The 12,196-nt window shown below is 58.8% G+C and carries 7 protein-coding genes; 3 read left to right on the top strand and 4 right to left on the bottom strand.

The window, feature by feature from the left end; genetic code table 11:
- Window position 1 precedes the first annotated feature (1 nt).
- Window positions 2-1,324, bottom strand: a complete 1,323-nt coding sequence (locus NCS28_RS27215; RefSeq protein WP_250516890.1) for an MFS transporter — start codon at window positions 1,322-1,324, stop codon at window positions 2-4.
- A 261-nt stretch (window positions 1,325-1,585) separates the two neighbouring features.
- On the opposite strand from NCS28_RS27215, the gene NCS28_RS27210 reads away from it, so the two are divergent.
- Window positions 1,586-2,386 carry an SDR family NAD(P)-dependent oxidoreductase gene (locus tag NCS28_RS27210; RefSeq protein ID WP_250516889.1) on the top strand — a complete coding sequence of 267 codons (801 nt, stop codon included), beginning with the start codon at window positions 1,586-1,588 and terminating at the stop codon, window positions 2,384-2,386.
- Between the two features lie 21 nt (window positions 2,387-2,407).
- On the opposite strand, the gene NCS28_RS27205 is transcribed toward NCS28_RS27210, so the two are convergent.
- Both NCS28_RS27205 and NCS28_RS27200 read right to left on the bottom strand, forming a co-directional pair.
- Window positions 2,408-3,052 carry a DsbA family oxidoreductase gene (locus NCS28_RS27205; protein WP_250516888.1) on the bottom strand — a complete coding sequence of 215 codons (645 nt, stop codon included), beginning with the start codon at window positions 3,050-3,052 and terminating at the stop codon, window positions 2,408-2,410.
- Window positions 3,053-3,265: 213 nt separating this feature from the next.
- Window positions 3,266-4,645, bottom strand: a complete 1,380-nt coding sequence (locus NCS28_RS27200) for a replication initiation protein (protein WP_250516887.1) — start codon at window positions 4,643-4,645, stop codon at window positions 3,266-3,268.
- 787 nt (window positions 4,646-5,432) lie between these two features.
- Between NCS28_RS27200 and NCS28_RS27195 the strand changes: the two genes are divergently transcribed.
- Window positions 5,433-6,641 carry a ParA family protein gene (locus tag NCS28_RS27195; protein ID WP_250516886.1) on the top strand — a complete coding sequence of 403 codons (1,209 nt, stop codon included), beginning with the start codon at window positions 5,433-5,435 and terminating at the stop codon, window positions 6,639-6,641.
- A complete protein-coding gene (locus tag NCS28_RS27190) occupies window positions 6,638-7,609 on the top strand; it encodes a ParB/RepB/Spo0J family partition protein (RefSeq protein WP_250516885.1) in 972 nt (323 codons plus the stop codon). The genes NCS28_RS27195 and NCS28_RS27190 overlap by 4 nt, the downstream gene beginning before the upstream one ends.
- 2,817 nt (window positions 7,610-10,426) lie before the next feature.
- On the opposite strand, the gene NCS28_RS27185 is transcribed toward NCS28_RS27190, so the two are convergent.
- Entirely contained in the window at window positions 10,427-11,164 is a 738-nt protein-coding gene (locus tag NCS28_RS27185) for a hypothetical protein (protein WP_250516884.1), read from the bottom strand.
- Between the last annotated feature and the right edge of the window lie 1,032 nt (window positions 11,165-12,196).

The following is a 12,196-nucleotide window of genomic DNA, read 5'->3' as shown; positions in this document are numbered from 1 at the left end:
CTCACGTGCTCTTCGCTTGCGCATACGGTACGTCGCATTGCGTGGGCTTCGGTATCAGCGTCACCACCACGGCGCCCAGCACGGCGGGAATCGCGAACGCATAAAAATTCCAGTGATGGCCGAGGTTCGAACCGAGCACCCATCCGCCGATCATCGGTCCGAGAATCGAGCCGATGCGCCCGAGACCTTGTGCGGCGCCCATCGCGGAGCCGCGGCACGACGCCGGGAAATACGCGCCGATGAAGCCATAGACGAGCGTCGAAGAGCCGATCGACCCGAGACCCGCCCCGAACACCGCCAGCATGAGCCACGTGTGATCCGGCTTCTGGCTCAGCACGAGCAGCGAAATCGAGCAGATGAGGAAATACGGAACTAGCACGCGTTTCGAGCCGAACCGGTCGGCGAGCCACGAGCCGATGAGATTGCCCACGACCGCGCCGAACTGCATCACGAGAAGGAATTGCAGTGACGAGCCCAGCGGATAGCCCGACTTGCGCATCAACTGGGGCAGCCATGCGTTGAGACCGTAGACGACGAGTTGTCCGCAGAAACACATCAGCGCGAACAGCAGCAGCGCCGAGCGGAATTCGGGCGATGTGAGCAGCCGATACCCTCGCGCGCCCGCCGCCGCGACTCGCGACTGACGATGCTCCTCTTCGTCGCGCGCGATTTCGTCCAGATCGATCGCATAGCGCGCCGCGAGCTCGCGCGCTTCATCGGTGCGGCCGCGATCCAGAAGATGGCTCACCGACTCGGGCAAAAAGAAATACATGACCGGCAGAATGAACACGTAGAGGGCGCCGAAACCGTAAAGCACGCGCCAGCCCTGGTCTTGCAGCATCGCAATGGCGAGCAGCGCGCAGACCACGCCGCCGACCGGATAGCCGGTGAGCGCGACCGCGCTGTAGAGTTGCCGGCGGCTGCGCGGCGCATATTCGATCGTGAGCGCCACGGAAGAAGGCACGACGCCGCCGAGCCCGATACCGGTGACGAAGCGCGCAATGCCGAGCGCGTGCGGCGAATGCGCGACCGCGCAAAGCAGCGAGCCGAGCGAGAACCACAACACGCCCGCCATGATGAGCTTGCGCCGCCCGATGCGGTCGGTCATCGGACCCGCGCCGAGCAGGCCCACCATCAGGCCGGCGAGCGTCCAGCTGCCGATCATTCCCGCACTCGCGGGACTCAGGTTCCAGCCGGGTTCATCGAGCAGGCGCGGGATAGTCGCGCCATAGACGATGAGATCGTAACCGTCGACTGCGATCGTCAGAAAGCACAGCATGACCACGAACAGACTGCTTCGCGGCGGTCTTGAAGATAGATTCACATCGTCTCCTGGGTCTGATTATTCGAATGTCCGCTGGTGGGCTCATCGAGTGAGCCGTCCCAATATAGGCAGGCGAAATTTTCAGACCTAGTGACGGTTTTCGAATCGCCTCTTCGATGTTCTCGAAGTGCGGCGCGCGCATGTCGATTCGGAGTATGTGAATCGCCGATTCGAATCATTGCAGTTGCCGGGGTGAGCGTTGCGCGCCTAAGGTGGTGATCGGCACGAGACGACTCGTCAAATCATCGAAGGCGCAATGCAATGAGTGATCTTCAGGGAAAAGTGGCCGTCGTCACCGGCGGCACGGGCGGCATCGGCAAGGGCATCGCGTTGGGCCTCGCGGCGCGCGGAGCCATCGTGGTGATCGGCGGGCGAAGCGCGGCGAAAGCCGAGGCCGTGCTTGCCGAACTGCGGCGCTCCGGCGCCACGGCGGACTTCATCGCGGGAGACGTGCGATCGAAAGCCGATATGACCGCGCTCGCCGACGAGACCGCGCGCAGATACGGCGGCATCGATATCGTCGTCGCGAACGCGGGCGGCAACGACGACGAAGCCCGTTCGCCCAAAGTGCGCGGCCCGTTCGCCGACATCGATCTGGCGCGCGTGGCCGCCGTCGTTGCGGAGAACACCTGCGCGAAGCTCTTTCCCGTGCAGGCGGCGCTGCCTCACATGTGCGGGCGAGGAGGTGCAAGCGTGATCTTCGTGACATCCGAAGGCGGCCGGGTGCCCACGCCGGGGCAAACCGCCGTTGCGACGTTCGCCGGCGGGCTGATCCGCGCGAGCAAGGTGATGGCGAAAGAACTGGCGCGCGAGCACATCCGCGTGAACTGCGTGTGCGTGACGGTCGTGCGCGACAGTCCCTCGTGGGAAGCGGTGTTCGGCGAGCACGGCAATGTGTCGGAGCAGCATCGCCGGCAGTACGAGAAGATCGTCGCGGGCTGCACGCTCGGGGTCGCGGCGCCGACGGATATCGGCAGCGTGGTGGCGTTTCTCGCATCCGACGACTCCGCCTACCTCACCGGCGCGACGCTCAGCCCGACCGGCGCACTGACGCTGCATTGAAGGTCGCCGCGACCCTGCTCTTCAACCGTTCTCGTCGATGATCTTGCGAATCGCTTCCTCGAACGCTTCGGACGGCTGGCCGCCGCTCACCAGATACTTGCGGTCGAAGATGATCGCGGGCACGGACTGGATGCCGAGTTGCTGGAACTCGCGCTCTTCGGCGCGCACTTCATCGGCATATGCGCCGCTTGTCAGTACTGCGCGCGCCTGCTCGGGATCGAGGCCGACGCTCCTAGCCGCATCGACGAGAACGCTCGGATCGCTCGTGTCCTTGCCGTCGCCGTGATAGGCACGCAACAGCGCGAGCTTGAGCGGCAGTTGCTTGCCTTCGATGCGCGCCCAATGCAGCAGCCGATGCGCATCGAACGTGTTGTACACCCAGTTGCGCTCGCCGAACGCGAAGCCTTCCTGCGCACCGCGCTCGCGGATCATCGCCTGCGTCTCGTTGATCTGCGCCGGCGTGCGGCCGTACTTGCGGCCGAGATAATCGACGATGCGCTCGCCTTGCGGACCCATGTCCGGGTTCAGCTCGAACGGATGCAAGGTGATGCTGGCATCGACGGTAACGCCGAGGCGCTCCAGCGCGCGTTGCAGGGAAGACAGGCCGACGGCGCACCACGGGCAGGCGATGTCGGAGACGAAGTCGATTTGGAGGGGGCGAGGCATGGGCGTGTGGAAGTTGAAAGTGAATTGGAGAGGCTAGCTCAAATCGTTCTGGCTTGCGTTTTTCTCGGTTCGCTCGCCGCGTGGGCGAACAGATCGATCACGACGCGGCGCAGTCAACAAACCGTGGCTACTAGGGGCGACGCATTCGCGGAGGTATCTCGGAGATGACCGTTAGTTGCGGTCGAACTGTAGATACGCACCCGCTCTGCCTAGTTATCCTCTTCCCTTCACCGATCGCACCTTATTGAACACATAGCCGGAGAACCCGTCGCGCAGATCGGGATATCTCAGAATGACGGCGTCGACGAGCTCGCTCGATGGATCGATACCCAGCCTGCGCAACGTCAGCTTCCCCCCGGGGCTCGTCTTGTAAGTGCGACGCCAGTCCTCGCGCTGTCGTGGCGTTGCGGCTTCGTACACTTCCCAGCCTCGACGAACTTCATCGACGAGCCGGTTCTGCGCATTCACGTCTTGCGCCGCGACCTGCAACGCCCGGCGCGCCTCGGCTTGCTCCTTGGCCTCGGCCTCGCGTTGATCGGTCAGCGCCAGGCCCTCTTGGATCTGCACCATCTGACGTTCCGCGTCCGAGACGATCCAGCCCTCTTTCAAAGCCTTCATGAAAAAGCCAGCCGGACTCTTCGATACCTTGCCCAGCTTCAGACTAAAACGCGTACGCTCGATTGCCTGTTCAAGGCGCGCATCGGTGTAGGTATCACGGTCGGACGCGATCTGGCCGAATTGCATGCTCGACAGACCGATTTCCTGCTTCAACGTCTGATACAGCGCCTGCGCATGCTCATGTGTGTGAAGCAACCGTTCGGCCATCTCCTTTCGTTCGACGCGAAAACGCATGCGTCCGATCTTGCGAGAGCCCGGTTCATTGCGCGTCTCGTACGACAAGGAAAGATCGGATACCTCATTAATTTGATCCACGGCGGGTGCAAGCCAATCCCGCTTGAAGTACTTGAATTCTTGCGCCTTCGCGCCCATCGTTCCTTGCCAGCCGCGCAGTTCGTCGAGCGTGAACCACTCGGTTACGCCATCGCCCGCATAAGGGAGAAGATGGTCGTACATAACGCGTGCATAGCTGAGAGTGAAGAGCGATGTGATGCGCAGACTCAGCCAATGAGACTTGCCCGGACCACGAATGATCCCGATCAGATCGGGGGGCACGCGAAACTGGAAACGTCCGCCGACGTACGAAATACGCCCGATCAGTTGAACCGATCCGAATGGCTTGGACCCATCTGCATCGGGTTCTGCGGTTGCCTGAATGAGCGCCCTCTGCGCCTCCGTAATCACCTGTTCAAGATGCGCGTTGTTGCGGCTCGAGTAACGCATGAGCCACTTGAAGTAGTCCAGCTCGACGTCGTATAGATCGTGAACCTTGTGTTCCTGAGCGACGATGAAATAGGCCGCGTCGATGAGGCGACGAGCGGACACGCCCAGGTCGACGATCCGAATCAGGACGTTCTTGCGCGCGAATCCGATATCCGATCGGGCAGCATCGACGGGCAGGCCTTCCGCATTGGCGTCGTCGAATAGAGCCAGCGCCAGTTGTCTGGACGTGGCCACCTGCCCTGCTGTCGTCATTCCGCCTCCGCATCGAGCGCTGTGTTTTTGCTATCGAGCGGTACGTTAACGGCTGCAAGGTGAGCTGTCAACACAAACCACCTCACCTTGCGCCGATGCCTGCACAAAATGGCTCACCTTTCCCCGTCTGAGTCACAGTTTTCCTCACCATTGCGCCCATACGTCTCACCGTGAGCGTCATTACGCTTCACCTTGTCGGGGGAAACGCAGCACCTTGACGCTCAATCAACATCACTTCGATCATAAAAAACCTCACCATCCGAACGTATCTGTTTGATTCTTATAGATGTACCCACGTCAGTTAGTGGTGGTACGTTTTGTCATTTATATAAAACTAACCACAGAACCAACCAGGCCCGAATCGACAGCGATCCTCAATCGGAATGGTGCCAACGGCGACGGCCGGCTTTAATAGCTAAATTTGAAGCCGATGGGCGAGAAAAATAGCGATGGGTCCACTTGGAGAAACCATACGTGGCTGCTTGGTGTAGCTCCTTGGTGAGGTGTTTTGTGTTGGGGCCCCGGCGTCACAGCTATCCCGGCAGCCCAAGCCAGCTTAGGAATCGTTGGTCGCGGTTCCACGCGTGCCGTGCCGAACATTCAAGCCGCTGAAAATAAAAGCTTTTTCGGTATAGCCCCGAGGCCTTTGCAAATTTGATTCGTTTCCAATAGCCATTCACCACTCCGACGAGTATTCTACGGTTCGATATCTAGTTGCAATAAAACCGTGGAAACACCACCGAGCGTGGAGAAAACACCTCACCGTGGACTTATAAGGAAGCCCCGAATGAATTTGAGTGAACTGCCAGGGATTAATCGACGGGTAAAACTATCCAACCTCGGAGAGTTTGCCGAGCGCTTGTCGGTCATGACGAACGAACTGAGGGATCAGATTTTGGCGCCCAGGCCGCGGAAGACGGCGCCGGTCTTCACGATCGGCGAACTCTCCGACATGTGCGGAATCGACCGACAGAAAATCAACTATCTGGCGACCAAGGAAGGAAGCGACTTGCCCCCGGGCGAAACGCACGGAACAGGCCGCGCACGCATTTTCTCTCTGCAGGATGCAAGAACTTGGGTGCAGCAGGTTTCAGACATCTATCAGACGCCGCTCGTCACCGGCACCCGCGAACATCGGGGCCGCGTGTTGATCACCGCGAATTTTAAAGGCGGCTCGTGCAAGACAACGACATCGATGTGCATTGGCCAAGGGTTGAGTCTGCGGGGTCGCAAGGTTCTCATGATTGACCTTGATCCACAAGCATCGCTTTCGGAACTGTGCGGCTTGTATGCGGAGAAGGATTTGACTTGGGAGGACACGGTTCTCCCCTACATCTACGATCCCGATATCGAGGGTGGCCTTTCGTCAAAGGTACAGACTACCTACTGGGACGGACTCGATGTGATTCCGGCGCACAACTATTTGCACGACGCCGAATTCCACTTGCCGACTGCCCAAAAGACGAATGCAAACTTCGAGTTCTGGTCAGTCCTGCGGAAAGGGATCGAGCCGTTGCGCGCGCAATATGACTACATCATTCTCGACACCGCGCCGTCCCTTTCTTATATGACGCTCAACGGCCTGATGGCGGCTGATTCGATGGTTATGCCCCTCGTCCCCGAGAGTCTCGATTTTATTTCTTCAGTGTCGTTCTGGTCATTGTTTGCCGAAGTTGCGAACGGCTTTGTCGAGCACGAGGTCGACAAAACCTACGACTTCGTCTCGGTGCTTCTGTCGCGCGTGGATTATGGAAGTACGTCATCCGCGCCGGTCGTGCGCTCTTGGTCCCAGCGAGCTTACGGGGACTGGTTGCACACTACCGAGATTCCGGCCAGTTCGGTTATGAGCAATGGCGCGCTGGCGTTTTCGACGGTATTCGACTTGTCGCGCGCCGAGACCGTCGCGAAAACTTTGGCGCGTGTAAAGCAGCCGATGGTGGACTACTGCAAATGGATCGATGACCAGTATGTTGCCCAATGGAGGGCAGGACAATGAGCAGCCTTCGTGACCGCATGATGAGCAAGACCGCTGAGGTTCGCGCGGCAAAAGACATTCAACTTGATCCGCTGCAGGAAAAGGCCGTGAGCCCGCGTACCGCACCGGGGATGGCGGCCGCGTTGGCGTCCGCGCAGCAGCGCATTGCGCAGCTCGAGCAGGCTGGCCCTGCGTCGGAGGCGCTGGTATCGGAAATAATTCCGAATCCTTGGCAGCCGCGTCAGGTGTTCAACGACGCGAAACTCGTTCAACTCGCCGAGTCGATTCGTGAAGCGGGACTTGTTCAGCCCATCGTTGTTCGGCGTGTCGGCGCAGGGTTTCAAATTGTGGCTGGCGAGCGTCGATGGCGCGCGCACAAGATGATAGGTAAGGAGTCGATCAAGGTCTTGGTTGTCGACCTTTCAGACGAAGAGATGGCGATGCTTGCCCTTGTGGAAAACGTCGCGCGCGAGGATCTGTGCGACTACGAGATCTCTCGATCAATTCGGCGCACCGAGAAAGAGTTTCCAAACCGCAAGCGAATGGCAGAAGCTTTGGGGATTTCCCGATCGGAACTCTATCGATATCTGTCGTTTGGCGAGTTGCCTGACTTCGTCCTTCAGGATCTGGATGTACAGCCCCGCTTACTGGGCGCGACCGCCGCAGAAAGTGTCGTCTCTGTGCTCCGCGGGCGGAATGGGGATGCGCTCGGGATTGCGAGGGATCTTTGGGCGCGAGTTGTAGCTGGTGATCTGGAACAATCGAAATTCGGAAAGGCGATCAAGCAGGCCTTGGAGGACGAAGGCAAGTCGGCCCAAGGGGTGAGTGATCGCAGTATCGACAAGATATTCGCCGACGGATCTCAGGCGGGGTCGATCACCAAAGACTCGATGGGACTGACCGTCAAGATCAAGGCGGGTATGCTCACCGAGGACAAGGAAAGACAGATCAGGGATTTGGTCGCGCAACTGTTTGCTAGTAACGGTTAGGTTTTCAAGGGCTTTGCAAGATCGGATCGGACGCCCCGACCCGATGCTTCCCGGGCCGTCACGCAGCCTCTCTGGTTAATAAGGTGTCTCAAGTTGGGACACCTCGATCCTTTGTTTGGAGTGTCCCGAGTTGGGACATACATCGCCAACCGATGATAAACCCTTCTAGTAGCCGGCGGCGCCGTGAACGACTTGCGCGCTGAAGGACGTCAGCAACGTTCGTCGATTGGTCGAGGCGAGCGCGGATCGATGTATGCGAAATTTGTCCGTCGCACCGGGCGTTCGTTTGCTATCGGCACGACGCACGCTCTGCCGCTACGCAGCAGAGAAGTCTGAGGGTCCAGATGGAACGTACCCGGCGAGATTGCCGTCTCCGCGCCGAAAGCTAGTAAAAAAATCGTGCCTTTGTTCGACGTACTTCATGGGCAAATCGCAGCTGCGAGACTACCGATTAGTGCTCGGACCGAGCCTTTCGCGTTGACCCGCGCAATCTCGCCAAATGCCGAGGCACAGGAAGGGCCAGCTTTTACTACTGAGCCCTTACTGTCGAGCAATGAGATCTTAAGCTTTCGGCCGACGGCGCCGCCGGCTTCGGGCAGACCGCCATTGTCCAACTCAGAGCTCAGCGAGGACTCACATGTCCGCAACAGCACTAAGCTTGGTGCTGAACGCTGCGTGACGGCGAAATATGTGTATTTGCTTGCGAAGTGAGGCTGATCGCACTAGCCAATGATCCCGCGAGGGGGATAACACGCGAGCACACTTGCGATCGCGCTAAGCGATTCCACGGCCGATGAAGGTATCCCGAGTTTGGGCGTATGCTGCTCATTCGATAGTTCGAAGGAACGAATACCAGTAGGATGTTTGATTGATTTGCCACCGTGGCCGTCCCGGCGGCGGCCCTTGACGAAGCGCCCGTGAAACAATTATTTCGTCTTCGACGGGAAGCTTAAGTCCTTGTTGGGCACCGCTTTGCTAATGTTTTTTGTCTTACTTCGATAATTGTTTCACGATATTCGGACGCCAGATGGCAGGAATCGCGGTCCTGATGTGGCAAAACGCAAGAATGTCGACGCGACGCGCGGATTGTCATAATCAAGACGAGTTATGTTGTGTTTGATACGCGCCGAATCCTCGCATTCAACGATTTGGCGCGCGCTGCCCGGGCAGTTGTGACCCAAATGAGGCTAAGCGCCCTCGATGCAGGTGAGATCAAGCCGACAGCCCTCAGTTGCTGTTGTACATATGTGCGTATGTTGGCCAGAATCTGCCTGCGAACCGGTTCATTGCCACTGCGCGGGATATCGAGATAGCGTGCAAACGAATGGACGGGCGACTCCACGCACGCAGTGCTCCTCATCGAACAATGAACGGACGCTCGCCTGCAAGATAAGGCGAGGGCAGCGCATAGTCGCGTCTCATGCGATCTAGCGCTTCTGAAACAGCGCACGCGCGAGTGCGTGTTTTCGAGTTTGCGTACGCAAAAGAGGAAACGAAGCGCCGGTTGGAGTCCCGGATCAGACGGGGCGGAACATGTCGAACACCGCCGTCAACGACAGGCATAGGAGGGCGACAAGCACCACTGTGCCTAGGATTTCGAGTAAAGGCATGCTCACCTCATTCGGTGGAGAAACGCATGATGTCGGATCACCTATCTGCTAAGTGTGTCCGTCGCAACGCGCGTCAATGTCTCGCTGAGCGCTCACAATGTGCTTCTATTCGGCGCTTGAGCGTCGGGTCCGGTGCCGGGCGTCATCCGCTCACCAAAAGCATGCAGGATCGTCAGCGAGAGGGAAAAGTGGAGCACGCTGCCGAAGTCAAAACGGGAATTCAGCCACGCCGAGGTCGTTTGCAATAGCCTTGCACTTAGTGGGCTTCATCGGGTGGACTTCGTGCTCGCAATGGCAACCCGCGCGACGCTTGAATCCCGGAACTTGAAGACGCGCCAATCGAGACGCTAGGCCGAGCGCCAATTACGAAGGCAGTCAATAACACTCGCGCCAGTAGGCACCGGCTCGAGCAGGTCAAGATCGGTCTCTTCGAAGGTGATTTAGCGAAGCGCGCGATCAGCGGGACGGCCTTTGTACGGACGAGCGAACGACATTCGAGAATGATCGATGCGACGAGAGGCGCCGAGGCTTCGCCGACATTCCGCGCCCGCGACAATGTTCAAGTTGAACGAGACGACGTTTGCTCCGACCAACTCGCGCAATCGCGCGGTGCCCTTCGTCGCATTCAGCCCGCTCCATTCCGACGTGCGACCGCAGCGCGCACGAAGGATCGAGATGTCTGTGTCGACGCACGTTAGCCGATCGCTTAGCCCCATGCGCTCGCGGTCGCCGTGATGCAGCCTATGACGAACGTCGTGTTACAACGGTCGACGCGAAGGCTACCGTGCGCATCGACCTAGCACGACGAAGTCCGGCAGCCCTTTTTCTTTGCGCAGTTCCGCGAACATTACAGCGCTATCGCCGCCTTGCCCTCGTAGATAGTTCGGATTACTAAATGTAAACGCCGCCCCAATTTCCAAGCCGCGTGCGAACGCATCCGTCAGCCTCCCGATCGTCACGTGGGCATGCGCGCGCACGATCTACATTACGGATCCGCGGTCGCCGTTCCACCGCGTCAAGAATTTCTACGTAGATCCGTCTTGGCGTGTGGTCAATCTTTCTGGGCGATCGAGCCAAATGCAGCCGGCCCGTGTCGATCACACAAGTACTGGTTTATCGTCAATCGATTTTCCGGAAAGAAGGACTTGCCGGCGCATGCGGAGCAGGGCGCCATATCGATTGAGTACCGATCGAACGTTCTCATCCCTCACTTCGTGGCAACAACCACGAACGCGTCCGAACGGTCGGGCAGCGTCAGAGCCGCCAGCACTTGACCGTCGTTGAAGAACACGACACCTGTGACCGTCGCCCCTGTATAAAGACAGGGCGCGGCTCCGAACGTAATCGTGGCATCCAGGAAGTCCTTGTTTCCGTGAGGATTTGCCGTTCCACTGAACGTGCAGCCGCTCGCTCCCGCACCCTTGATCGTGCCGTCCTGACCAATCGCGAACGTGGTGGCCTCACTGCCTTTGATCGATCCCGCGGCGCCCGCGTATGTCCCAGCGACGGACGATAGCGCGATCGCGCGCTCATACGTGCCGTCGTAAAGCAGATTGAACCTGACGCTGCTCTGTCTTGTTGCGTTCGTGTAGATCACGCCTTGAACACTGTTTTTCTCGTTGTAGCCCGCAAGGACGGGTGTATCGCTCGCGCCTTTGCCGCTGATGTCGAAGGTGCGCGCGGTGTCGGACTGAAAAGTGCCGTGAGAGGCCGACGCCGTGCCCTGCACCAGTCCGAACGCGTTGGTCGTCGTGTTTGCGTACACGAAATAGAAAGCGCCTGTGTCGAGCACGACGCCGCCGACGGCGTTGCTGTTCGCGTCGGTTCCCGAGTAGAGGCCTTGAGCGGCGTTTGCCTCAGCCACGCTTGGAGCACTGTCCGATCCACGCCCGCCGCATCCGGCCAAAACGACTGCAAGTGCAGATACCGCAACGACGAGTTTCATGTTTGTTCTAGTGTTTGACTTGCCCGCGGCAAGGGAAAAAAAAGCTGGCCCGCGTCTCGAAACAAATGAAGCCGTCAAAACGGCGGGCCATTCGAGCAGCCGTCACGGCGAATTCGGCGACCTTTGAGTAACGGCATCCAGGACTACAACTTGAGGGAGATTTCAGAGGTCCAATGAAGCGGCAGCGCCATGGCCGGCATCAGCGCGAGCAGCGCCATGATGCTTTCCCACGCGTTCGACGCAAGCACAGAGCATATGTCGCGGCCTCATCGACGTGCTGCCACCTATGCCTCAACTCGACGAGGGCCTAGATTTGCGTCTTCGTTGGCGATGGCGACAACGTATGATCTGCGCATACGGCGCGACCTTCGCTGCACGCTGATAGACATTGATGGGGAACAGGCAGTCCGCTTGCTGAAGGAATGACTCGCGCCCGCATTCACCTGATGCCACGCGAGAGACGCGTGCGATAAAGGGCAGTGCGCCTGAGATCGCGCCGACGTAGAGGCCGAACAGCAGGCCGACGAGCGCCCCCCATCAGGCAGGCAAAGAGACTATAACGTTTGGATCTCGATGTATGTGAACGCTGCCACCGGCGAGAGCGCTCATTTGTGATGTCTTCGGGGTGTTCGTCATATCCGATCACGGTCGGGCGGTTACGAGCCGGTCGTTCTATCTGCATCCATGATCGAGCATGAGAATCAGCGCGGATGGCATCAGGCCGATGCACTAGGCGAAGACGTTCGTGCGCCCACGCAATCAAGTAACGCCGCGCCGCGAACCGGTAGCCACCATGCGTCGTCGTTCGATTCTGTCGCGCCGACGCAGAAGTAGTCTGATTATTTTTTTGAAAAAAGACGCTTGACGCCATCGAAATTGGTCCGCATAATTCGCCTCCCGTTGAATGACGGCGCGCTAGAAAGCAAGCAAACAGCGAAGCAAATTCTTAGCGTAATGCTCTTTAAAAACTAACAGCCGATAAGTGTGGGCGCTTGATTGCTGGGTGCGGCCGGTTCTTCGGAGCTGGTAATG

This window comes from Caballeronia sp. INDeC2 (genome assembly GCF_023631325.1).
Lineage (GTDB): Bacteria > Pseudomonadota > Gammaproteobacteria > Burkholderiales > Burkholderiaceae > Caballeronia.
This window is presented reverse-complemented; position numbering and strand designations above follow the sequence as displayed.